This is a genomic window from Nocardioides sp. BE266 (assembly GCF_031457855.1).
Taxonomy (GTDB): Bacteria; Actinomycetota; Actinomycetes; order Propionibacteriales; family Nocardioidaceae; genus Nocardioides.
In genome coordinates, this window is record NZ_JAURTI010000002.1 from 511,564 (window position 1) to 535,451 (window position 23,888).

At 71.2% G+C, this 23,888-nt stretch carries 19 protein-coding genes; 15 read left to right on the top strand and 4 right to left on the bottom strand.

Going from position 1 to position 23,888, the window contains the following annotated elements; translation table 11 throughout:
- Entirely contained in the window at positions 1–972 is a 972-nt protein-coding gene (locus J2X46_RS06835; protein WP_310249177.1) for a ribose-phosphate diphosphokinase, read from the top strand.
- 218 nt (positions 973–1,190) lie between these two features.
- Positions 1,191–1,985, top strand: coding sequence for an SDR family oxidoreductase (locus J2X46_RS06845; RefSeq protein WP_310248440.1), 795 nt, complete (start codon positions 1,191–1,193; stop codon positions 1,983–1,985).
- 81 nt (positions 1,986–2,066) lie between these two features.
- On the opposite strand, the gene J2X46_RS06850 is transcribed toward J2X46_RS06845, so the two are convergent.
- Positions 2,067–3,341 carry a helix-turn-helix domain-containing protein gene (locus J2X46_RS06850; RefSeq protein ID WP_310248443.1) on the bottom strand — a complete coding sequence of 425 codons (1,275 nt, stop codon included), beginning with the start codon at positions 3,339–3,341 and terminating at the stop codon, positions 2,067–2,069.
- Positions 3,342–3,568: 227 nt separating this feature from the next.
- On the opposite strand from J2X46_RS06850, the gene J2X46_RS06855 reads away from it, so the two are divergent.
- Genes J2X46_RS06855 through J2X46_RS06865 form a run of 3 tightly spaced genes read left to right on the top strand, consistent with a single transcriptional unit; the run spans position 3,569 to position 8,429 of the window.
- On the top strand, positions 3,569–5,071 hold the full coding sequence (locus tag J2X46_RS06855) for an AMP-binding protein (RefSeq protein WP_310248445.1): 1,503 nt from the start codon (positions 3,569–3,571) through the stop codon (positions 5,069–5,071).
- Between the two features lie 2 nt (positions 5,072–5,073).
- Positions 5,074–7,005: a DUF3556 domain-containing protein gene (locus J2X46_RS06860; protein ID WP_310248448.1), complete on the top strand. Its 1,932-nt coding sequence runs from the start codon at positions 5,074–5,076 to the stop codon at positions 7,003–7,005.
- Positions 7,002–8,429, top strand: a complete 1,428-nt coding sequence (locus tag J2X46_RS06865; RefSeq protein WP_310248451.1) for an NAD(P)/FAD-dependent oxidoreductase — start codon at positions 7,002–7,004, stop codon at positions 8,427–8,429. The genes J2X46_RS06860 and J2X46_RS06865 overlap by 4 nt, the downstream gene beginning before the upstream one ends.
- Positions 8,430–8,465: 36 nt before the next feature.
- Here the strand turns inward: J2X46_RS06865 and J2X46_RS06870 are convergent, their stop codons facing one another.
- Both J2X46_RS06870 and J2X46_RS06875 read right to left on the bottom strand, forming a co-directional pair.
- Positions 8,466–9,293, bottom strand: coding sequence for an alpha/beta fold hydrolase (locus J2X46_RS06870; RefSeq protein ID WP_310248455.1), 828 nt, complete (start codon positions 9,291–9,293; stop codon positions 8,466–8,468).
- Positions 9,290–10,975 (bottom strand): alpha/beta fold hydrolase, encoded by a 1,686-nt coding sequence (locus J2X46_RS06875; RefSeq protein ID WP_310248458.1) that lies wholly within the window; start codon positions 10,973–10,975, stop codon positions 9,290–9,292. The genes J2X46_RS06870 and J2X46_RS06875 overlap by 4 nt, the downstream gene beginning before the upstream one ends.
- A 241-nt stretch (positions 10,976–11,216) precedes the next feature.
- Between J2X46_RS06875 and J2X46_RS06880 the strand changes: the two genes are divergently transcribed.
- Positions 11,217–12,413, top strand: a complete 1,197-nt coding sequence (locus J2X46_RS06880; protein ID WP_310248461.1) for a lipid-transfer protein — start codon at positions 11,217–11,219, stop codon at positions 12,411–12,413.
- 136 nt (positions 12,414–12,549) lie between these two features.
- Here the strand turns inward: J2X46_RS06880 and pepN are convergent, their stop codons facing one another.
- The gene (gene pepN / locus J2X46_RS06885; protein WP_310248463.1) at positions 12,550–14,961 is read right to left on the bottom strand and encodes an aminopeptidase N; all 2,412 of its coding nucleotides are present in this window, start codon (positions 14,959–14,961) and stop codon (positions 12,550–12,552) included.
- A gap of 224 nt (positions 14,962–15,185) precedes the next feature.
- On the opposite strand from pepN, the gene J2X46_RS06890 reads away from it, so the two are divergent.
- The 9 genes from J2X46_RS06890 (at position 15,186) to J2X46_RS06930 (ending at position 23,888) form a co-directional block, all read left to right on the top strand.
- Positions 15,186–15,875: a 50S ribosomal protein L25/general stress protein Ctc gene (locus J2X46_RS06890; RefSeq protein ID WP_310248465.1), complete on the top strand. Its 690-nt coding sequence runs from the start codon at positions 15,186–15,188 to the stop codon at positions 15,873–15,875.
- Positions 15,876–15,995: 120 nt separating this feature from the next.
- A complete protein-coding gene (gene pth, locus J2X46_RS06895) occupies positions 15,996–16,613 on the top strand; it encodes an aminoacyl-tRNA hydrolase (RefSeq protein ID WP_310248467.1) in 618 nt (205 codons plus the stop codon).
- Between the two features lie 105 nt (positions 16,614–16,718).
- Positions 16,719–17,534, top strand: coding sequence for a hypothetical protein (locus J2X46_RS06900; RefSeq protein WP_310248469.1), 816 nt, complete (start codon positions 16,719–16,721; stop codon positions 17,532–17,534).
- A gap of 124 nt (positions 17,535–17,658) precedes the next feature.
- A complete protein-coding gene (locus J2X46_RS06905; protein WP_310248471.1) occupies positions 17,659–18,501 on the top strand; it encodes a glycosyltransferase family 2 protein in 843 nt (280 codons plus the stop codon).
- Positions 18,498–19,214, top strand: a complete 717-nt coding sequence (locus tag J2X46_RS06910) for a DapH/DapD/GlmU-related protein (protein WP_310248474.1) — start codon at positions 18,498–18,500, stop codon at positions 19,212–19,214. Before J2X46_RS06905 ends, J2X46_RS06910 begins: the two co-directional genes overlap by 4 nt.
- The gene (locus J2X46_RS06915) at positions 19,214–20,287 is read left to right on the top strand and encodes a Gfo/Idh/MocA family oxidoreductase (protein WP_310248477.1); all 1,074 of its coding nucleotides are present in this window, start codon (positions 19,214–19,216) and stop codon (positions 20,285–20,287) included. The genes J2X46_RS06910 and J2X46_RS06915 overlap by 1 nt, the downstream gene beginning before the upstream one ends.
- On the top strand, positions 20,284–21,285 hold the full coding sequence (locus J2X46_RS06920) for an NAD-dependent epimerase/dehydratase family protein (RefSeq protein ID WP_310248480.1): 1,002 nt from the start codon (positions 20,284–20,286) through the stop codon (positions 21,283–21,285). Before J2X46_RS06915 ends, J2X46_RS06920 begins: the two co-directional genes overlap by 4 nt.
- A complete protein-coding gene (locus J2X46_RS06925; protein ID WP_310248483.1) occupies positions 21,282–22,457 on the top strand; it encodes a DegT/DnrJ/EryC1/StrS family aminotransferase in 1,176 nt (391 codons plus the stop codon). The genes J2X46_RS06920 and J2X46_RS06925 overlap by 4 nt, the downstream gene beginning before the upstream one ends.
- A gap of 18 nt (positions 22,458–22,475) precedes the next feature.
- Positions 22,476–23,888: a flavin reductase gene (locus J2X46_RS06930; protein ID WP_310248485.1), complete on the top strand. Its 1,413-nt coding sequence runs from the start codon at positions 22,476–22,478 to the stop codon at positions 23,886–23,888.

The following is a 23,888-nucleotide window of genomic DNA, read 5'->3' on the forward strand; positions in this document are numbered from 1 at the left end:
ATGAAGCGGACCACCGAGAAGAACCTGATGGTCTTCAGCGGACGGGCCTATCCAGAGCTCGCCGGGGAGGTCGCCGACCTCCTGGAGTGCGGACTCGTCCCCCAGGACGCGCGGGCCTTCGCCAACGGCGAGCTCTACGTCCGCTACGAGGAGTCCGTGCGCGGGTGCGACGCCTTCGTGATCCAGAGCCACACCGCTCCGATCAACGAGTGGGTGATGGAGCACCTGATCATGGTCGACGCCCTCAAGCGCGCCTCGGCCAAGCGGATCACCGTGGTCATGCCGTTCTACGGCTACGCCCGCCAGGACAAGAAGCACCGCGGCCGCGAGCCGATCTCGGCGCGCCTGATGGCCGACCTGTTCAAGACCGCCGGCGCCGACCGGCTGATCACCGTCGACCTCCACGCCGACCAGATCCAGGGCTTCTTCGACGGCCCCGTCGACCACCTGATGGCGCTGCCGATCCTCACCGACTACGTCAAGCAGAAGTACGGCGACCAGCAGCTCGCCGTCGTCTCGCCCGACGCCGGCCGGATCAAGGTCGCCGAGCGCTGGTCGGCCCGCCTCGGCGGCGTGCCGCTGGCCTTCATCCACAAGACCCGCCGCATCGACGTCGCCAACGAGGTCGTCGCCAACCGGGTGGTCGGTGACGTGCGCGGCAAGATCTGCATCCTGACCGACGACATGATCGACACCGGTGGCACGATCGTGAAGGCCGCGGAGGCCTGCATGGCCGACGGCGCCGCGGGCGTGATCATCGCCGCGACCCACCCGATCCTGTCCGACCCCGCGGTCGACCGGCTCAAGAACTCCTCCGCCATGGAGGTCGTGGTCACCAACACGCTGCCCGTCCCCCAGGACAAGCAGTTCGACAAGCTGACCACGCTCTCCATCGCCCCTCTCATCGCCCGCGCCATCCGCGAGGTCTTCGAGGACGGGTCGGTCACGTCGATGTTCGACGGGCACGCCTGAGCCGCACCACTTCCCGTGGGTCGCGCTCCAGCAGGTCGGGGTGCTTCCGCCCCGACGGGCTCGGGGTCGTGGTCCGCACGCGACGCTTCACACCGCATCACCCTGGCCACGCGCTTGCGGCTCACGGCGTGTGGGGTGTGATCGGAGGACGACGTCGGCGCCCGGGACTGGTCCCACCGCACGAGCGCGAGGTCACACCGGTTCCCTAGCGTCGAGGCATGACCCAGACCATCGCCGTCGTCACCGGTGCCGCCCAGGGCATCGGGCTGGCCATCGCCCACCGTCTCGCCGACCAGGGCCACCGTGTGGTCCTCACCGATGTCGACGGCGAGGGCGCCGAGCGCTCGGCCGCCGCGGTCGGCCGCGGGGCCGTCGGCCTCGCGCACGACGTGCGCGACGTCGCCTCGCACCGCGAGGTGGCCGCCGAGGCCGAGAAGCTGGGCCCGGTCAAGGTGTGGGTGAACAACGCCGGCATCCTGCACACCGGGTCGTGCTGGGAGCACACCGACGAGCAGCTCACCGCCATCCTCGACATCAACGTCCGCGGGGTGATGGCCGGTTCGGCCGCCGCGGTCGAGGTGATGAAGCTCAGCGGCGGCGGCATCCTCAACCTCGCGTCGATCTCCGCGCTGACCCCCGTTCCGGGACTGGCGCTCTACGCCGCAACCAAGGCCGCGGTGCTCTCCTACACGACCTCGCTGCAGGGCGACCTGAGCGCGGCCAGGGTCCCGGTCCGGGCCCGCGCCCTGTGCCCAGATGTCGTGGCCACGAAGATGGTCACCGAGCAGGAGAAGCAGTCCGGCGCGGCGGTGCTGTTCTCCGGACCCAAGCCGCTGGACGCCGACGGCGTCGCAAGGGCCGGCCTCGTGCTGCTGGAGAGCCGACAGATCTTCCGGGTCGTCCCGCGCTGGCGCGGCACGCTCGTGCGCACCCTCGACGCCGCACCCTCGGTCGGCGTCCCCACGCTCAACCTGATGGCGAAGTACGGCGCCTGGCGCCAGAAGCGGCTCTGACCTGTCCGCCCTGATCCGCCCCGGTGGGGCGTCTCGTGCCGGGCGGGCCCACGGAGCGTTCGTCTGCGCTCGCCGGATGGATCAGCTGGTGAGGACCCCCGGGCCGAGGTAGCGACAGGCCAGCAGCGCGAGCTCGAGGTCGAGGCGGTCCTCGTCCAGGCTCCGGCCGCGGGCCTCGACGGCCTTGTCGACGCGGTACTTCACGGTGTTCTTGTGCAGGTGCACCTTCTCGGCGGTCGCGAGGTAGGAGCGCCGCTCGTCGAGGAAGATCCGCAACGTCTCACGGAGCCGCTCCATGCCATCGTCATCGGCGCCCAGCGGCCCGAGCGCGGCAGCAACGAGCTCGCGGGTCATGCCGAGGTCCTTGGCCAGCACCGCCGCCGAGCGGACGCCGGGGTCGCTCCACGCCGTGACGACCTCGGCGCTGGCCGCCGCTGTGGTGGCGACCAGGTGCGCGCGCATCGCCTCGCGGTGCGTCGCCACGAACCCAGGGACGGCGGCGCCGGTCGAGCCCAGCGCCAGGCGGACCTGCGGACTGTGCTCGCGCACCACCGCAGCGACCCGGTCGGCGTCGACCCTGTCGCTCTGGCGCCCGAGCGGGATCCAGGCCCACGCGACCGACCCGTCCTGGGGCATGAACAGCGGCGTGCCTGCTCCGAGTGCCTGGGCGACCGCACCCACCAGGCTCTCGAGGTCTCGGACCTGCGCGACCCCGGAGGCCTTCTCCAGTGACCAGGCGACGACGCCGAGGTGGTGCTGACGCAGCCGGTATCCCAGCGCCTGCTCCGCCCCGGCGAGGTCCGGCTCCTCCCCCGTCAGCAGGGTGCGCAGGGCGGTGGCCCGCACGGTGGTGCGGTTGGTGAGCCAGCGCTCGCGCTCCTCCTCGTACTCGGTGACGACCTTCTCCGAGATCAGGTCGACGTAGGCGAAGGCCCGCTCGAGCAGCGCGACACCGGCGGCGAGCGCCACCTCGCGGTCGGGCTCGGTGCGCGCGATCTCGGCCTGCGCCATGCGCATCACGTGACGCTGCCCGAGCCGGTAGGCCCGCTGGAGGGCGTTGGAGGAGATGCCTCGCTGGGCCAGCCGGCGGCCGTACTCCAGCGCCGCCGGCGGGGCCGCGATCTCCTCCAGGGGGATGTCGTAGCGCGCGTAGTGGAGGAAGGTCTCGACGTTGCTCTCACTGCTGGCCCGCAGCAGGTCGAGCATCAGGTGGTCGCCGTCGAGCTCGGTGATCTCCGATGCGAGCTCCTCGTGCATGGCCCTTGACAGGGAGGGGAGGTCGTCGCCCAGGGCTTCGGTGACCTCGGCCAGGCGGGCCTGGACCCGGGTGGCGAGCTCCTGGGTGTCCATCGGCATCGTCGTCCTCCTCTTGTGCTGGGCGCCCAACGTCACGCGAGCACTCCGTGAGCATGGTCACAGGGGTCCCACCGGTCAAGCGTCGTGTCCGGACACCGAGGCGACGCCAAGGCCCCCCGGTTCTTCGTGCCCGCAGCACAGTGTCCCGCGTCACGTTCCTTCCTAGGTTCGGTCCACCGGCCCTGAGAGCCAGGACCCGACGGACCCACCCGAGGACGACGATGACCGTGACCGACCCCGCCCCCGCGGAGCTCGCTTCGCTGACCTACCTGCCGTGGTGCCGGCCCTCGGAGTGGGACGAGCGCCCCTGCGTGGCCGACGAGCGCCTCCAGCTCACCTACGCCGAGTTCGGCGAGCGCGTCGACGCCGCCGCCGAGCAGTTCGCCGATCACGGCGTCGGCGCCGGCGACGTCGTGGCCGTCATGCTCCCCAACCGGGTCGAGCTGCTGATCAGCCTGGTCGCGGCCTGGCGCCTGGGCGCGGGCGCGACCCCCGTGAACCCGGCCTTCACCGCCGACGAGGCCGACCACCAGATCCTCGACGCGGGGTCGGTGCTGGTCGTCAACGCAGGCGACGGTGCGCCTGACGGTGGCCGCCCCTCGATCGGTGTCGAGGAGCTGCGCTCCGTGAGCCGTGGCCGCGAGCTGCCCGAGCCGCCCACCGACGTGAACGCGCTCGCCCTGCTCATCTACACCAGCGGCTCGACCGGCCGCCCCAAGGGCGTGATGCTCGACCACGCGCACATCAGCTCGATGGCCGAGATGATCGCCGATGCGGGTGCCCTCACCGGCGACGACCACTGCCTGCTGGTGCTGCCGCTGTTCCACTCCAACGCGATCAACGCCAGCTTCCTGGCGATGGCGCGGGCCGGCGGCCGGCTCACGATCCTGGCGAAGTTCCACCCGGTCTCGTTCCTCGAGGCGATCGCCCAGTTCCGCCCGTCGTACTTCTCGGCGGTCCCGACGATCTACTCCCACATGGTCTCGCTGCCCGAGGAGATGCAGTTCGACACCTCCTCGGTCCGCTTCGCGTTCTGCGGGGCGGCCCCGGCCTCCGTGCAGCTGCTCGAGGGCGCAGAGAAGCGATTCGGCTTCCCGCTGGTGGAGGGCTACGGCCTCACCGAGGGCACCTGCGTCTCCACGCTCAACCCCGTCGACGGACCCCGCAAGATCGGCACCGTCGGCGTACCTCTCCCCGGCCAGCGGGTCGAGATCATGGCGCCCGACGGGACGATCATGCCCCGGGGCGAGCGCGGCGAGGTCGTCATCCAGGGCCCCAACGTGATGCGCGGCTACCTCAACCGCCCCGACGCCACGGCCGAGAGCCTCGGCGACGGCTGGCTCCACACCGGCGACGTGGGCATCCTCGACGAGGACGGCTACCTCCGGCTGGTCGACCGGATCAAGGACATGATCATCCGGGGCGGCGAGAACCTGTACCCCAAGGAGATCGAGGCCGAGCTGCACGCGCACCCGGCTGTGCTCGAGGCCGCCGTCGTCGGCGCGCCCCACGACGTGCTCGGTGAGGTGCCGGTGGCCTACGTGTCCACGCGGCCCGGCACGAGCGTCACCGAGGAGGAGCTCAAGGAGCTCTGCGCCGCGCACCTCACCCGGGTGAAGGTCCCGGTGGCCATCACCGTGCTCGACGCCCTGCCGAAGAACCCCGTCGGCAAGATCGACAAGCCCACCCTGCGCCAGCGCACGGCGCCCATCTCCGTGAAGGGATCCTGACCATGGGTTTCCTGACCCCCTCGCGGCAGCCGGTCCCGCCCGCTGAGTTCGTCCAGCTCCCGTTCCGTGACCGGATCAAGATCCTGACCACCAACTGGGTCGACGACGGCTTCGGGACGCCCCGAGCGCTGACGCTGATCTACGTCCTCAAGATGCTCGGCCTCTACTTCGCGCTCGGCCTGTTCATCACCTCCCAGACCACCGAGTTCGTGGAGCTCACCTCCCCGAGCACCTGGTTCGACAACATCGTCGTCTACCAGAAGCTCGCGATCTGGCTGATGCTCCTCGAGGTGATCGGCCTCGGCGGCGCCTTCGGGCCGTTGTGCGGTCACTTCATGCCGTTCCTCGGCAACATCCGCTACTGGCTGCGGCCCGGCACCATCCGGATGGCGCCGTGGGCCGACAAGGTGCCCGGCACCGGCGGGGACGAGCGCACCCCGCTCGACGTGCTGTTGTACGTCGGCGTGCTCGCCGCCCTGGTGTACCCGCTCCTGTCCTCGGCGGAGCTGGTCCACAACCTCCCGGCGGGCACCGGTCCGCAGGAGCTGGTCCCGGCCGCGGCCTTCCTCCCGATCCTCGTCCTCATGCCGCTGATGGGCCTGCGCGACAAGGTGATCTTCCTGGCCGCCCGGTCCGAGCAGTACCTCCCGATCATGCTGTTCTCCGCGATCTTCGGCGGTCTCGTGCTCGCCCGAGGCGCCACCAGCGCGGACTTCGTCAACATGGTCGTCGTCTTCAAGATCGTCATCTGCATCGTGTGGATCGGCGCGGGCGTCTCCAAGCTGGGCCTGCACTTCGAGAGCGTCGTGCCGCCGATGGTCTCCAACAGCCCCGGCGTGCCCAACATCGTCAAGCGGGCCCACTACCGCGACGTGGCCAACGACGACGTGCGGCCGAGCAAGCTGGCCTGGTTCATGGCCCACGTCAACGGCACCACCGTCGAGGTCGGCATCCCGCTGGTCCTGCTGTTCACCGCCAACGACACCGTCGCGACGGTCGCGGCCGTGGCGATGCTGATCTTCCACATCTACATCACCTCCACCTTCCCGATGGCGGTCCCCCTGGAGTGGAACGTCTACTTCGGCTACATCGCGATCGTGCTGTGGGCCGGGTTCGGTGACGGCTTCGACGCCTCGGTCTACAACATCTTCGAGTTCTCCGAGCCGCTCGTCCTCATCCCGGTCTTCGCGATGCTCCTGATCTGGCCGATCTGGGGCACCCTGCGACCCGACCAGGTGTCCTTCCTGCCCGGCATGCGGCAGTACGCCGGCAACTGGGCGTCCGGTGTCTGGGCGATGAGGCCCGGGGTCGAGGAACGGCTCAACGAGATCAAGTGCTGCGAGACCCAGCTCTCCCAGCTGAAGCGGATGATCGGCATGCCCTACGAGGCCGACGACGCCGAGATGACCCTGCAGAAGGTCAACGGCTGGCGGGCCATGCACAGCCAGGGTCGTGGCCTGCACTCGGTGCTCTACAACCACCTCGACGACATCGAGTCCCGCGACATCCGCGACGGCGAGTTCGTCGCCAACACGGTGGTCGGGTGGAACTTCGGCGAGGGCCACATCCATGATGAGCGCATGGTCGCGGCGATCCAGAAGAGGCTGGACCTGCAGCCCGGCGACCTCGTGGTGGCTTACTGCGAGTCGCAGCCCACCCCCTTCATCAGGTCGACGCCACAGGAGTACCGCGTCATCGACGCCGCCCTCGGCATCGTGGAGCGCGGCACGTGGGACGTCCGCGACTGCGTCAAGGAGCAGCCGTGGCTGCCCAACGGGCCGGTGCCGCTCGACGTGACGTGGACCGCCCCGGGCTTCGTGCGCCAGGAGACGCTGACCGGCGCCGTCGGCAAGCGTCGCGCGGACGTCGCGGTCGACGCGCCCGCGGACGTCGAGGTCCCGCAGCCCGCCTCCGACCAGGGGTGGCCGGCGTGACCAGCGCCGTGGTGGTCGGCAGCGGGCCCAACGGGCTCGCTGCCGCCATCCGGCTCGCCCAGGCGGGGCTCGAGGTCACGGTCCTGGAGGCCCACTCGCGAGCCGGTGGCGGAACCCGCACCGACGACCAGCTGACCGTGCCCGGGGTGGTGCACGACGTGTGCGCTGCCTTCCACCCGACCGGGGTCGCGTCGCCGTACTTCGCCTCGCTCGACCTCGAGCGCCACGGCCTGCGCTGGAAGTGGCCCGACGTCGACCTGGCCCACCCGCTCGACGACGGCCGGGTCGCCCTGGCCGCGCGGGACATGGACGTCACCGTCGCGAGCCTGGGCCGGGACGGCGCCCGCTGGCGCCGGATATTCGACCCGATCGTGCGGAACTTCGACGACCTGATCGGCGAGGTCTTCCAGCCACTCGCGCACGTGCCGAGGCACCCGCTCACCCTCGGCCGTTTCGGGGCCAAGGCGATCACGCCGGCCACCTGGCAGGCCGCCCGGTTCCGCGACGAGCCGGCCAAGGCGCTGCTCACCGGCGTGGCGGCCCACAAGTTCGGGACGCTGACCGGCCCCTTGGGCTCGTCGGTGGGGCTGATGCTCACCGGTGCGGCGCACGCGGTGGGCTGGCCGGTCGCCGAGGGCGGCACCGAGGAGATCACCCGGGCGCTGCTGGCCGAGCTGGCCGCGCACGGTGGGACGGTGCGGACCGGTGTCCGCGTCCGGTCGCTGTCCTCGCTGGTCGAGCTCGTCGGCTCGGCACCGGACGTCGTGCTCCTCGACACGGCACCTGCCGGCGTGCTCGAGATCGTCGGGGACCGACTGCCCACGCGGGTGCGGAGGGCACTCACGGAGTACTCCTACGGCCCGGCCGCCTACAAGGTCGACTTCGCCATCGAGGGCGACATCCCGTGGACCAACGCCGACTGCCTGCGCGCCGGCACCCTGCACCTCGGCGGGTCGGCGAAGGAGATGGTCGCCACCGAGGCCGCGACGGCACGCGGCGAGATGCCCGAGCGGCCGTTCGTGCTGATGGGCCAGCAGTACGTCATCGACTCCCAGCGCTCGCAGGGCACGGTCAACCCGATCTATGCCTACGCCCACGTCCCGCAGGGGTACGCCGGCGACGCCACCGAGGCGGTGATCGGTCAGGTCGAGCGCTTCGCCCCCGGCTTCCGTGACCGGATCGTCGCGATGAACACCAGGTCGCCGAAGGACTGGGAGGAGTACAACCCCAACTACGTCGGCGGCGACATCTCCGCCGGGGCGAACACCTGGCAGCAGATCGCGATGCGACCGCGCCTTGCGCTCAACCCCTACGCCCTCGGCGTGAAGGGCGTCTACCTCTGCTCCTCGGCCACCCCTCCCGGCGCCGGCGTGCACGGCATGGGCGGGTTCCACGCGGCCGAGACCGCGCTCGCCCGCCTCTGACCGACAGCCCTGACCGGATCGGCGCGTGCCGCCAGCTCAGTCGCGGGCGAGCAGGAAGTCCGAGACCAGCGGACCCAGGACCTCGGGGCGCAGCACTCCCTCGACGTGGCCGCCGCGGAAGACGTGCAGCCGCCCCCGGGGCAGCAGCCGCGCGATCACGTGCCCGTTGACCTCGGGGATGATCGGGTCGTCGTCGCCGGTCATCACCAGCACCGGCTGCCGGACCAACGGCAGGAACGGCAGGCTCGTCCAGACCGACCCTGCCAGCAGCTGGTAGACGTAGCCGCGACGGGAACCGCCCAGGTGCGAGCCGCGGAACAGCTCGAGCACGTCGTCGGCGCGGGTCCGGGCGGTGCCGCCGTAGAGCAGGGCGGACACCGACGCGGCGTACTCCGGGTCGCGGAAGCGGCGGGGAGACAGCATCCGCGACAGCGCTGAGGGGTGACCGGGCACCATCAGGGCTCCGGTGCCGGTGCTGAGCAGCACGACGCGGCGTACGCGCCGGGGCGCCTGGAAAGCCAGCTGTTGCGCCAGCGCGCCACCCCACGAGAACCCGAGCACGTCGACCCGGTCGTGGCCCAGCCGGCGGACCAGCCGCAGCACGAGGGTGGCGAGCTGGGGGAAGGCGTAGGGCAGCAGCGGGGCGGGCGAGTCGCCGACCCCGGGCACGTCGAAGCGGATCACCGTGAGGGTCGGGTCGAGCTCGGCGACCAGCGGGTCGAGCACGTCGAGCCCGGCACCGATGCCACAGCACATGAGCAGCGGCGGGCCGCTCCCGGTCCCGGCACGGACCGAGACCCGGATCCGGTGGCCCCAGACCTGGAGGTCGCGGGGGTGCTCAGGGCCGCCGGGACCGTGACTCATGCGTCGAACACGTAGGTGCCCGGGGCGGGCTCCATCGGCCGCAGGCCGGCACCGCCCAGCTCGGCGGGTGCCTCGACCAGCTCGCCACTGCGTTCGGCGAGCCAGGCGATGAGGTCGGGCCACCACGAGCCCTGGCGGGTGTCGGCGCCGCGGAGCCACGCCTCGGGATCGGCGCCGTGGTCGTCGTTGACCTGGAAGGTCGCCTTCGGGTTGCCCGGCGGGTTGACGATCGAGGCGATGTGGCCGCTGGTCGACAGGACGAATCGGCTCTCACCGCCGAGCAGCTGAGTGCTCTGGTAGCACGCCTGCCAGGGGCAGATGTGGTCGGCGATGCCTGCGACGACGTACGACGGCAGGTCGACCTTCGCGAGGTCGATCGGCGAGCCCAGCACGCTCGCCCCACCCGGCGTGGTCAGCGCGTTGGACATCGCCAGGTTGAGGAAGTCGCGGTGCATCGCCGCCGCCATTCGCGTGGTGTCGGCGTTCCACGACAGCACGTCGAAGGGGGGCGGGGTGCGGCCGAGCAGGTAGTTGTTGACCCAGTAGGACCAGATCAGGTCACCGGGCCGCAGCCACGCGAACACCTCGGCGAGTGCCCGACCGTCGAGGTAGCCCTTCTCTCCCGAGCGCGCGATGGCCGTCGCAGCCGTCCGCTCGCTCACCATCGCCGAGACCAGGCCGGCGTCGCTGTTGTCGAGCACGGTGACGGCCAGGCTGAGGCCGGCGAGCCGGTGCAGCCGGCCGGTGTCGGCGAGGTGGGCTGCCGTCATCGAGGCGAGCATGCCGCCCGAGCAGGTGCCCAGGACGTGGGCGCGCTCGGTGCCGGTGATCCGCTCGACGGCGTCCATCGCGTCGAGGATGGCCTGGCAGTAGGTGTCGGCGCCCCACGCCCGATGCCGGGTGTCGGGGTTGCGCCAGGAGATCATGAAGACCTGCTGGCCGTGGTCGACCAGGTGCTCGACGAGGCTGCGGCCGGGGGCGAGGTCGGTGACGTAGTACTTGTTGATCACCGGCGGGACCACGAGCAGCGGGACGTCGCGGACCTGCTCGGTGCGCGGGCGGTACTGGATGAGCTCGAGCACCTCGCTGCGGAACACCACCGCGCCCTCGGTGCAGGCGAGGTCCTCGCCGACCGTGAACGCGTCGGGGTCGACCATGCTGGGGATCCGGGGCGCCTGCGCGAGGTCGGCGGCCAGAGCCCTGGCGCCGCGCACGAGGTTGCCGCCGCCGCTGTCGATGGCGGCCTTCCAGGTCTCGGGGCTGAGCAGCGGGCTGTTGCTGGGCGAGAGCGCCTCGATCAGGTTGTCGACGACGAAGATCATCCGCTCGCGGTCCCGGCGCCCGAGGTCGGCGTCGTGCACCAGCCCACGGGCGGTGTCGGCCGAGGCGAGGTAGGCCTGGAGGAGCCGGCGCAGCAGCGGGTTGCCGGTCCACGCCGGGTCGGCGAACCTCTTGTCCCGGTTGGCGGGGGCCCGGGTCGAGACCCCGCCGGCGATCGCGGCCAGCTCGCTCCCGAGGCTGCCGAGCCGGCGGGCGCTCGGACCGGGGTGACGGACCACGCCCTTCGCCAGCTCCCACCAGGAGCTCGAGGGAGCGAGTCGGCGCCACGGGCCGATCGCGCCCGAGGTGAGCAGCAGGTCGAGCGGAGCGGCCATCTGGTCGCTCTCGCGCGTGGTGGTCATGGCCATGGGAGTCCTTCGGTCGGCGGCGTCCACATCGTCGCGGGCGGGTCGGTCGTCGCTCTGCGGGTCGGACGATGAAATGACCCGAGCCGGTTGTGGCCCGGCCACAACAGGCGCCCACGCGGCACACGCGGTCCACGGTGAGCAGGCTCGGATCTTGGTTCCCCAGGACGACGTGAGCCCGCGGTGTCGTGCTCTGGGCAGGTCGCCAGGAGCGCGGCGCGGGGTGACGATGGGCGGCATGACCCAGCGCACGTACGTCATCGGTGTCGGCATGACCAAGTTCGAGAAGCCCGGCAGCAGGGAGTGGGACTACCCCGACATGGCTCGTGAGTCGGGCACGCTCGCGCTCGAGGACGCCGGGGTCGGCTACGAGCAGGTCGAGCAGGCCCACGTCGGCTTCGTGTACGGCGACTCGACGGCGGGCCAGCGGGCGGTCTACGAGCTCGGCCACACCGGGATCCCGATCACCAACGTCAACAACAACTGCTCGACAGGGTCGACCGCGCTCTACCTCGCGGCGCAGGCCGTGCGCTTCGGCCAGGCCGACTGTGCGCTGGCACTGGGCTTCGAGAAGATGCTGGCCGGGTCACTGGCGGCCGGGTTCGCCGACCGGGAGCAGCCGCTGATGAAGCACATGGTCGCGCTCGGTGAGCTCTACCCGATGGCGATGCCGCCCGCGCCGTACATGTTCGGCGCCGCCGGCCTGGAGCACCAGGAGAAGTACGGCACGACCGACGAGCAGTTCGCCCGGATCGCGGAGAAGAACCACCGGCACTCCGCCAACAACCCCTACGCGCAGTTCCAGGACGTGCACACGCTGGAGGAGATCCTCGCCTCGCGCCCGATCTACGGCCCGCTCACCAAGCTCCAGTGCTCCCCGACCTCGGAGGGCTCGGCCGCGGCCGTCATCGCCAGCGAGCGGTTCGTCGACGAGCACGGCCTGGGTGACCGCGCGGTCGAGATCCTCGGTCAGGCGATGGTCACCGACACCCCGGCGACCTTCACCGACCCGACGGCGGCCAACCTGGTCGGCTACGACATGACCGCCACCGCCGCGCGGAAGGTCTACGAGCAGGCCGACCTCGGACCCGACGACTTCTCGGTGATCGAGCTGCACGACTGCTTCTCCACCAACGAGCTGCTCACCTACGAGGCGCTCGGGCTGTGCGCACCGGGCGAGGGCGGGAAGCTGATCGACAGCGGTGAGACGACGTACGGCGGACGCTGGGTGGTGAACCCGGCCGGCGGTCTGATCTCGAAGGGCCACCCGCTCGGCGCCACTGGCCTCGCGCAGTGCGCCGAGCTCACCTGGCAGCTGCGAGGCACCGCGGACGCCCGCCAGGTCGACCGGGCCGCCGCCCCCGGCGGGGCGGCACTGCAGCACAACATCGGGCTGGGCGGCGCGGCCGTCGTGACGGCGTACCGGAAGGCCTGAGCGGGCCTCGTAGGAGGACGGGACAGCCAGCCGCACGAGGTGTGACGGCGGCGGTCTCGAGCCGGGCGAACCACGTGAGGACCTGCCGGCGGCGGGTCGGCTCGTCCTGGGGTGAAATCGCCACCCGCGGCCCGGATCAGAGGGTCCGGTCGAGGTCGTCCATCGCGTCGTTCCAGGCGCGGGCGAGGACCGTCGGCACGTCGCCCGAGTCCAGGGCGGCGGCGACCGTTGCGCGGAGCTCACGGCGTACGTCGAGGGGGAGCGGCAGGCGCGGGAAGGCGTCGCCGATGACGTCGCCCATGGCCTGGCCGGAGCGGCGGGCGAGGTCGAGGCCCTCGGTGACGTAGCGGTCGAGGTAGGGGCGGACCAGGTCGGCCTGCTCCCAGCCCCAGAAGCCGACGGCGACCGCGTCGAACTCGTGGCTGCCCAGCTCGCCGCTCATCAGCCGCGCCCAGGCCGCGTCCTTGGCCTCGGCGGTGGGCACCGCGGCGCGCGCGGTCAGCGAGGCGTGGTGGCCGGAGACCGACGTGTCGCGCGCCTCCTCCGGCTCGATGTGGGACGGGTCGCCGAGCTCGGCGAGGCGGTGCACGGCGTTCCAGCGCACGGTCGGGTCGACGTCGTCCTGCCCGAGCCAGTCGACGAGGAAGGCGGTGTCCGCACTGAGCCGCGCCAGCACCCGCGAGGCGCCTGGGGCCAGGGCCGGGTCACCACCCTCGACCGCGCCGCGCGCGATGTCGGCGATCGCGGCGAGGTGGCCGGCGACGTCGCCGGGCTCGGCGTAGCGCCGGGTCACCAGCTGGAGCGCGCGCATCACCCCCTCGAACACGAGCGGGTGGGTCTCGGGGCGCAGGTGGGTGTCGGCCAGCGCGATGAGGTCGGCGACCGGGATCACCCGCGACTCGGTCAGGTCGACCGCGGTCCACCACAGCATCGCGCGGGTCAGGTGCGACTCCACCGACGACAGCCCGGCGGTGATCGCCGCCCACGACTGCTCGTCGGGGCGGACCACGGCGAAGGTCTCGTCGCCGGAGTTGGGCACCACGACCCTGCCGGCGAACTCCTCCAGCCGCACGGGCTCGTCGCCGAGCAGCACGTCACGGGAGTCCAGCAGCGTCATCGCGTCGTCGTACGCAGACACGGTGAGGCGGTGCGACCGGGTGCCCTCGCGGGTCAGGACCGGCACGCCGGAGGAGTCCCGGGTGACGACCAGGGTGTCGAAGCCGGTGGACCGCAGCCACGCCTCCGCCCAGGCCCGCACGTCGAGGTCGGTGGCCGCGTCGAGGGAGTCGAGGAAGTCGGCGAGGTCGGCGTTGCCGAACGCGTGGGCGTTGAGGTGCTTGTTCACCCCGGCGAGGAAGGCCTCCTCGCCCAGCCAGTGGCCGAGCTGCGCGAGCGCGGCGTTGCCCTTGGCGTAGGTGATCATGTCGAAGTTCGCGAACGCGGTGTCGACGTCGACGATCTTCTCGGTGTCCTCGGCGATGGGGTGCGTCGAGCGGCGGCGGTCGGCGCGGTAGCCCGTCGGCTTGCGGGTGATGGCGGCCGAGGTCCAGGCATCGGTGTAGCCGGCCGCGATGCCGGCGACGTCGTACCCCATGAAGTCGGCGAAGGACTCGTTGAGCCAGGAGTCCTCCCACCACTTCATCGTGACCAGGTCGCCGAACCACATGTGCGCCATCTCGTGCGCGATGGTCGAGGCGACCCACTCCTTCTCGAGCTCGGTCGGCGCGCCCTGGGTGAGGTAGGAGTCGCGGAAGACGACGCAGCCGGGGAACTCCATCGCGCCCCAGTTGAGGCCGGGCGCGAAGACCTGCTGGTAGTCGGCGTAGGGGTAGTCCGGCTCGAAGACGGTCGTGTAGTGCTGGAAGCACGCGCTGGTGATGCGCCGGAGCTCGTCGGCGTCGCGCTGCAGCTCACGCTCCTGCGAGGCGCGCGCGTGCCAGCCGAAGGGCAGCGTGCCGCCGGGCGCGGGGGCGTAGGGCTCGTCCCACGTCACCGACACCCACGGCCCGCCGACCAGCGTGAAGAGGTACGACGAGAAGGGCGGCGTCGACTCGAAGGTCCAGGTGTCGCCGTCACGGTCCCGCAGTGCGCCGTTGGCCAGCACGGTCCAGTGCGAGGGCGCCGTCACGCTGACGTCGAAGGTGGACTTGATGTCGGGCTGGTCGAAGCAGGGGATCACCTTCTGGGTGATGTCCATCGAGGTGTGCGCGCAGACGTAGCGCTCGCCGTCGGCCGGGTCGATCGTCACGGTCATGCCGTCGCCGTCGGTGACGTAGGGCATCCGGGCGGTGACCCGCACCTGGTTGGTCTCGCCGAGGTCGGTCAGCGCGATCCGCCCGTCGGCGTACGACGCCGGCTGCCCGTCGAGCGTCACGTCCGTGCCGCCGTTGAGCTCGAGGAACGTCGAGGCCCCCGGTTGCGTGCACCGGAACGAGATCGTCGCCTCCACGCCGAAGGACTCGGTCGAGGTGAGGTCGAGGTGGAGCTCGGTGTGGACGTCGGTCAGCAGGACGGCGCGCTCACGCGCCTCGGGGAGCTTCAAGGGCACCCGGCCCACCCTAGTGACGGCGTCCACCAGGATTCGACCGGGCCGGGGGACCGGGTCTAGAGTTCTCGGGTTGCCTCGGCGAGGGAGCTCGAACGACTGGGACTCCGTGATCGACTGGGCCGGACCGCATCACTGCGCCGCGCTCACGATCCGGAGCGCGGCGTTCGTCGTCTCCGGCCCGCCGGGCCCCACGAACCCGACACACCCGACGTATGGAGAACACCATGTCTGCCCCCGAGAAGATCGCCGCCGAGGCCCGCACCGAGTTCGGCAAGGGTGCCGCCCGCCGCATCCGTCGCGACGACAAGATCCCCGCCGTCATCTACGGCCACGGCAACGAGCCGGTTCACGTGATCCTGCCGGGTCACCAGACGATGATGGCCCTCAAGCACGGTGGCGCCAACGCCCTCCTCGCCCTCGACATCGACGGCAAGGAGCAGCTCGCGCTCACCAAGGACATCCAGATCGACCCGATCCGCCGCCTCATCGAGCACCTCGACTTCGTCGCGGTCAAGCGCGGCGAGAAGGTCACCGTCGACGTCCCGATCCACGTCACGGGCGACGCCGCTCCCGAGACGCTGGTCGTCACCGAGAACGCGGTCGTCTCCGTCGAGGCTGAGGCCACCCACATCCCCGAGTTCTTCGAGGTCTCCGTGGAGGGCGCCGAGATCGGCACCCAGATCCACGCCAAGGACCTGACCCTCCCGTCGGGCACCACGCTGCTCGCCGACGAGGAGCTGCTCATCATCAACGTGACGCAGCAGATCTCCGCCGAGGCCCTCGAGGCCGAGCTGGAGGAGGCCGAGGCCGAGGCCGGCATCGAGCACGACGCGCCGGAGGCCGAGACCGAGGCCGCGGCCGAGGGCGACGAGGCCCCCGCCGAGGACGCTGCCGAGGCCACCGACTCCGAGTGACCCACCGGGCACTTCGTGCCCGTCAGCACCGCCGACCGGGCGGTTCGTGCCCGACACGGGCACGAACCGCCCGGTCGCTGCTTGTGACGGGCACGAAGTGCCCGGTCACCTGATGGAAGGATGTACGCCGTGAGTGACGCCCCCGCCGCCGACGTGTGGCTCGTGGTGGGCCTCGGCAACCCCGGGCCGGCCTACGCCGGGCACCGGCACAACATCGGCTACATGGTCGCCGACGAGCTGGCCTCGCGGATGGGATCTGCCCCCGGAAATGTGCACTGGCGGAGCCACAAGTCCGGTCGCGCCGACGTCGTCGAGGGCCGGCTCGCGATCGGCGGCCCGCGCGTGGTGCTGGCTCGGCCCCGGTCGTACATGAACGAGCTCGGCGGCCCGGTGAAGGCGCTCGCGACGTTCTACAAGGTCGCGCCCGACCACGTCATCGCGATCCACGACGAGCTCGACATCGCCTTCGGCACGCTGCGGACCAAGCTCGGCGGCGGCGACAACGGCCACAACGGCCTGAAGTCGATGCGCTCCTCCCTGGGCACGGGCGACTTCTACCGGGTGCGGGCCGGCATCGGTCGGCCGCCCGGGCGCCAGGACGTCGCGGACTTCGTGCTGACCAACTACTCCACGGTCGAGCGCAAGGAGCTCCCGTTCCAGGTCTCCGACGCCGCCGACGCGGTCGAGTCGCTGATCACCGACGGCCTCGAGAAGACCCAGCAGCGCTTCAACTCCTGATCCCCTCCCTGGGGGTGGGACCGGCCACGCGTCTTCCCCTGTTTGGGCCATGAGGACCGCGCGGTTCCCGCCTAGCGTCGACAGCCCGACGGCGAGGAGGAGCCGATGGCGAGAGCGCAGGCGTCCGGGTCGACGACGCGCGCGTCGAGCGGCGTACGCGTCCCGGCGCCGCGCCACAGCTGGGACCCGCCGGCGGCGCCGCCGCCCCTCGTGCCGACGAAGCGCAGGCGCATCCGTGAGGTGCTCGGGACGCTGATGGTGCTCTCGCTCGTCCCGCTCGTGGCGCTCGTGGGCACCAACCTCTACCTCGTCAACCGGCTCGACCGCATCGACGGCGCCTTCGACGGCCTCCGCGACCGGCCGGCCGCGGCACCGGGCGAGACCATCCTCATGGTCGGCACCCGCCCCGGTGGGCGGGCCGACGTGGGGTGGCTCGACGGCGTGCAGTCGATCGAGTCGGTGATGCTCGTGGAGGTCGACGCGGACGGCACCAGCGTCGACGTACGCTCCCTCCCGGTGCTCGACGGCATCGCGGGCTCGGCCCGCACCGGCCGGCCCAGCCAGGCGGTCGCCGCCACCGAGGCGTGGTCGGGGCGCCGGGTCGACCACGTGCTCGCGCTGGACTGGCGCACCTTCGCCCAGCTCGCCGCGGACAACGGGATCCCGGACACCTATCGCTACGGCTCGCCGCTGGCCGCCCAGCACGACTACCTGCGCGCGGTGCTCGAGGGCACCCTCCACGCCGAGCTGCGCAAGCAGCCGCTGAACCTCTACCGCGCGCTCAGCACCGTGGCCGGCGGAGCGGCCGTCGACGACGAGTGGTCGCTGCTCGAGCTGGACCGCTTCGTGGTGCACCTGCGCGACCTCCGCTCGGCCCAGATCGCGTTCTCGACGGCCGACTCGGCGGCCCGCTCCAGGTAGCCCGAACGGGCCACTCCCCAAAATGGGCGAAAGCCCCCGTGCGAGGCCCGCGACAGGCGTGCGGATCCACAAGATCTGACAGTGCCAGCCGAATGGCCGGCACTCGAACTTGGGGGAGTTGGAGATGGCCGTTGCCAGCGTCATCATTCCGGCGCACAACGAAGCGGCCACGATCGGTCGCAACCTGCTCGCCCTCCGCGAGGGCACGCAGGGCGGCGACCTGGACGTCGTGGTGGTGTGCAACGGGTGCACCGACCAGACCGCCGAGGTCGCGCGCCGCGCCGACCCGCTGGCCCGGGTGATCGAGATCCAGCAGCCGTCCAAGGCCGAGGCCGTCCGGGTCGGCAACACCGCCACCGACGTCTTCCCGCGGGTGCACCTCGACGCCGACATCGAGCTCTCCGGCGTCGCGGTGATGCAGCTCCTCGAGCCGATCACCCGCGGCAGCGCCCTGGCAACGGCGCCGCGGCGCGACGTCCCCAAGGCCTCCTGCTCACGCTGGGTCCGCTGGTACTACGACGTCTGGGAGTCGCTGCCCCAGGTCGAGTCCGGCCTCTTCGGCCGTGGCGTGGTCGTCCTCTCCGAGCAGGCGCAGGCGCGGGTCACCGCACTGCCCCGGATGATGAGCGACGACCTCGGCATGTCCGACTCGTTCAGCGGCGACGAGCGTCGGGTCGTGCCCGACGCCGTCGCCGTGATCCACCCTCCGCGGACCGTGCGCGACCTGGTCCGCCGCCGGATCCGCATCGCGACCGGCAACACCCAGGCCGCCCAGCTCGGCGTACGCCGACCGGCCTCGCGCACCAGCCCGCGCACGCTCCTGGGGCTCGCCGTCAGCCGTCCGGGGCTCGCCCTCCGGCTGCCGGTCTTCCTCGGCGTGCACGTCGCCGCCCAGCTGGGCGCCCGGCGTGCGGTGCGCTCCGGCGACTTCACCACCTGGCAACGAGACGAAAGCTCACGCTCATGACGACGCTGTCCGACTCCCAGATCCAGCAGGCCCAGGCGACCGTGCCGGGGCCGCGCACCGAGGCGCTGCCCGACGTGCCGGAGGCCGAGGCGCACGTCGCGCCGAGCGCCACCGTCGAGGACGGGGCCCGCGTGGGCGCCGGCGCCCAGGTGTGGGACCAGTCCGTGGTCCGCTCCGGTGCCGACGTCGGTGCCGGCACGATCCTGGGGCGCGGGGTCTACATCGGCCCCGGCGCCCGGCTCGGTGAGCGCTGCAAGGTGCAGAACCAGGCGCTGGTCTACGAGCCGGCGGTCCTCGGAGACGGCGTCTTCATCGGCCCGGCCGTGGTGCTCACCAACGACACCTTCCCGCGGGCCGTGACGCCTGACGGGCGCCTCAAGAACGCCGACGACTGGGTGGCCGTGGGCGTCACCATCGACGAGGGCGCCGCCGTCGGGGCGCGCGCCGTCTGCGTCGCACCGGTGCACATCGGCAAGTGGGCCTCCGTGGCCGCCGGCGCCGTGGTGACCCGCGACGTCCCCGACCACGCGCTCGTGGTCGGCGTACCGGCCCGCCAGGTCGGCTGGGTCGGCCGGGCAGGCGTGCCGCTGGTCGAGACCGCACCCGACACCTACAGCTGCCCGCGCACCGGGACGACGTACGTCGTCACCGACGGTGCGCTGGTCGAGATCACCGAACACGACAACCAGAACGACAACGAGGGGAAGAACTGATGACCGAGCGCCTGGGGGTCGCCGTCATCGGCGCGGGCTACTGGGGACCGAACCTGGTCCGCAACTTCGGCTCGTCGCCGCACTGGGACGTGAAGGTCGTCTGCGACCTCGACCTGGACCGGGCCCGTGCCGTGGCCGGGCCGCACATCGAGGTCACCGACCAGCTGCAGCGCGTGCTCGACGACCCGTCCATCGACGCGGTCGCGATCGCGACGCCCGCCCGCACGCACCAGGGCCTGGCCCTCGACGCGCTGCTGGCCGGCAAGCACGTCTTGGTCGAGAAGCCGCTCGCCGACAGCGTGGCCGGCGGCCGCGCGATGGTCGAGCTGGCCGAGCAGCGCGGCCTGGTCCTGATGACCGACCACACCTACTGCTACACGCCGGCCGTGCAGAAGATGCGCGAGCTGGTGGTCAGCGGCGAGCTCGGCGACATCCACTTCGTCGACTCGGTCCGGATCAACCTCGGCCTCGTGCAGCCCGACATCGACGTGCTCTGGGACCTCGCGCCCCACGACCTGTCGATCCTCGACTTCATCCTGCCGGGCGGCCTGCCGACCTCCGGCGTCAGCGCCACCGGCGCCGACCCGATCGGCGCGGGTCGGGCGTGCGTGGGCCACCTGACCCTGCCGCTGGCCGGCGACGGGCTCGCCCACGTGCACGTCAACTGGCTCAGCCCGACGAAGATCCGCCAGATGGTCATCGGCGGCTCGCGCCGCACGCTGGTCTGGGACGACCTCAACCCGCAGCAGCGCCTCAGCGTGTACGACCGGGGTGTCGACCTCGCTCGTACGTCCGTAGCCGGGGCGGACCGGGCCGCCTCGTCGATCTCCTACCGGCTCGGCGACACCTGGTCGCCGGCCCTGCCCGAGCGCGAGGCGCTGGGCCAGATGGTCGGCGAGTTCGCGACCGCGATCCGCGAGGACCGTCCGGCCCTCACCGACGGCCACGCCGGCCTGCGGGTGCTGACCGTCCTCGAGGCGGCCTCCGCCACGCTCTACGGCGAGCCCTCCGTGCCGGTCCCGCCGGGACCGCGTCCCGCGTCGACCGAGCCGGCCCTGGAGGCGGTCCGATGACGGCGCTCGCCGGAGCCCGCGCGCTCGTCACCGGCGGCGCCGGCACCATAGGCTCGACGCTCGTCGACCAGTTGCTCGACGCCGGCGCCTCGCAGGTGCGCGTGCTCGACAACCTGGTCCGCGGCCGCGAGGCCAACCTCGAGGCCGCACTGGCCCGCGGTGGCGTCGAGCTGGTCCGCGGCGACATCCGCGACCGCGACCTCGTCAACGACCTGACGCGCGGCTGCGACGTGGTCTTCCACCAGGCCGCCATCCGGATCACCCAGTGCGCCGAGGAGCCCCGGCTCGCGCTCGAGGTGCTGGTCGACGGCACGTTCAACGTCATCGAGGCGGCCGCCGCCGCCAAGGTGGACAAGGTCGTCGCGGCCTCCTCGGCGTCGGTCTACGGCCTCGCCGAGCAGTTCCCGACCACCGAGTCGCAGCACCCCTACGACAACGACACGTTCTACGGCGCGGCCAAGACCTTCAACGAGGGCATGCTGCGCAGCTTCCGGGCGATGAGCGGCATCGACTACGTCGCGCTGCGCTACTTCAACGTGTACGGCCCGCGGATGGACGTCCACGGCCTCTACACCGAGGTGCTGGTGCGGTGGATGGAGCGGATCGACGATGGGATGCCCCCGCTGATCTTCGGTGACGGCAGCCAGACCATGGACTTCGTCTTCACCACCGACATCGCCCGCGCCAACGTGCTGGCCGCCGAGTCGTCGATCGTGGAGGGCGTGTACAACGTGGCCCGCGGCGAGGAGACCAGCCTCCTCGGCCTGGCCGAGGCCCTGCTGCGGGTGATGGGCTCGGATCTGCCGGTCGAGCACGGTCCAGAGCGCGGCGTCAATGGTGTCGTACGACGTCTCGCCGACACGTCGGCCGCGGAGCGCGACCTCGGGTTCGTCGCCCACACGGCGCTGGAGGAGGGCCTGCGCCAGCTCGTCGAGTGGTGGCGCCCGCAGCGCGAGGAGATCGCCGCCGGCCGACTCGTGCAGGCGGTGGCACGATGACCGGAACCATCGAGGAGCCGGCCACTCGACTGGCAGACGTCCCCATGGCTCGCCCTTGGTTCGGGCCGGAGGAGGTGCAGGCCGTCAGCGACGTGGTCGCCTCGGGATGGGTCTCCCAAGGTGCGCGGGTGGTCGAGTTCGAGGCCGAGATCGCCGCCGCCGTCGATGCCCGGCATGCCGTCGCCGTGTCGAACTGCACGACGGCGCTGCACCTGGGCATGGTGGTTGCCAGCCTCGGAGTCGGCGACGAGGTCATCGTGCCCTCGCTGTCGTTCGTCGCCTCGGCCAACGTGATCCGATATGTGGGCGCCACCCCGGTGTTCGCCGACGTCAGTCCGCTGACGCACAACATCACTCCAGAATCCGTCCTCGCGGCCATCACACCTCGCACCCGGGCGGTCATGGTCGTCCACCAGTGTGGGGTGCCGGCAGATCTCGGAACCCTGCGTGCGCTGTGCGACGAGCACGGGCTCGAACTGCTCGAGGACGCCGCATGTGCGATCGGCTCGACCTATCTCGGCCGCCCGATCGGCTCGGATTCGAGGTTCGCCGCGTTCTCCTTCCACCCTCGGAAGGTGCTCGTCACTGGTGAGGGAGGGATGATCACCACCGACGACGCCGAGCTCGCGGCGCGCCTGGGACGGTTGCGCCAGCATGCGATGAGCGTCAGTTCGTTCGACCGCGACCGCGCAGGAGAGGTGGTGGTCGAGCAGTACCTGGAGACTGGCTTCAACTTCAGGATGACAGACATGCAGGCGGCGCTGGGGATCGTCCAGTGTCGACGCTTGGCGGAGATGATCGCGACACGCCGGCGGCTCGGTCAGCGCTATCGGGCAGTGCTGGGCGACGTCCCCGGTCTCGAGATCGTTGGGGACCCTGACTATGGGCAGACCAACTACCAGTCCTTCTGGGTCGTCCTGCCCGACGACGCCGCGGTGTCGAGGGACGAGCTCCTGCGCCGCCTCCTCGAGGCCGGTGTCCACGCCCGTCACGGAGTGACGGCCTCCCATCTGGAGCCGGCCTTCGCAGACGTGCGACACCCGCCCCTGCCGGTCACCGAGCGGGTGGCACGGCAGTCGGTGCTTCTTCCGATCTACCACGAAATGCCCGACTCCGCGCAGGACCGGGTCGCCGCTGTTTTCGCCGAGGCCCTCTCCGGGCGACACCACTGACACGAAGGATCTGTCGAGATGCTGACCACTGCCCAGCGGGTCTCCGCCTACACCTGGCCCACGGAGCCCCTGACATCGTCGTCCGGCTGGACGCGGGACGACCAGCACGCGCTGTGGCGCCCGATGCCGGAGGACCCGGCCGACGTGGCGCTCGACAGCCGATGGCCGGCGTTCTTCCCTTCGCCCATCTGCCTGGTGACCACCGGCGACGGGTCGCTGTCGGCGATGGAGAAAGTGGTGGGTGCCTCGATCGTCAACAGGTTCCCCTACCTGGTGGCGCTCAGCTTCTGCCGCGAGACGCTGTCGGACCGTCATTACGCCCGGTCAGGGTTCTGCAAGATCCTTGAGTCGTCGGGCAAGGCTGCGGTCCAATTTATTGCCCCCGGGGCTGAGCTCGATGCCGCGATGGCGACGATCGCCAACACGCCCGACTCCGCCACGGCTGAGCGGGTCGAGCGGACTGGACTGCGCGTGCGTGACGCCATCGACTCCGACACGCCAGTCTTCGATGACTCCTATCTCGTCTACGAGGCCGAACTCGTCTCTCCGACTGTGGACAACGAGGGCCGTCCGCTATTCCAACAGCCTTGGGTCGACGTCGGCAGCCACCGGATCTACTTCCTGCGTATCGGCACGATACAGATGCGCGAGAGCATTGCCCGCGGAGAGGAGCAAGTGAAGTGGCGCAGCCTGCCGGAGTTCCAGACCGAGCTCGCGCTCACCGGCCCGAAGCCGGACGCGATGGCCAACCACACCGGCTACACCAAGGGCTACGAGCCCAACTATCGATTCCCCGCAGCCGGCACGATCGGGTTCCGCGGGGACTACGTGCGGGACGGGATGTCGGTCCTGCACGTGCCTGACGACCTGATCACGGACAACGACGACGCGCGGTGGCCGTGTTTCTTCCCGCAGTCCGCCGGGATCATCACCAGCCGCGGCGCCGACGGCACCGCCAACGTGATGCCGTGTGGCTCCACAACGGTGGTGAGCAGGCAGCCACTCGTGATCGCGCCGTGCGTGTCGTACGCCGCCGTAAACGAGCGGTACGCCCCGCGCGCCTCACTCGACATGATCGTGCAGAGTGGCTGGTTCGGCTGTGGCGTGCCTTTCATCAACGACGCCGTCCTCGACTCGTTGCGCTATGCCGGGAACACCTCGCTGCGAGCCGACGTCGACAAGCTTGTCAACTCGGGATTCCTCCACCAGGAGGGGGAGCGGGTTCCCACCCTGACAGGGCTCCCGCTGTTCTACGAGTGCGAGGTCATCGGCACCGAGCACCTTGGCACCCACGTCATGATCTTCGGAAAGGTCACTCGGATCCGCGTCGGCGCCGACGTCTCACCCGAGAATCCGCTCGAGTGGTGCCCGTGGCCCGACGTCATCCCTGCCGGCCTCGAGCTCGGGCCCGCCGTGACCGAGGCATCGTGA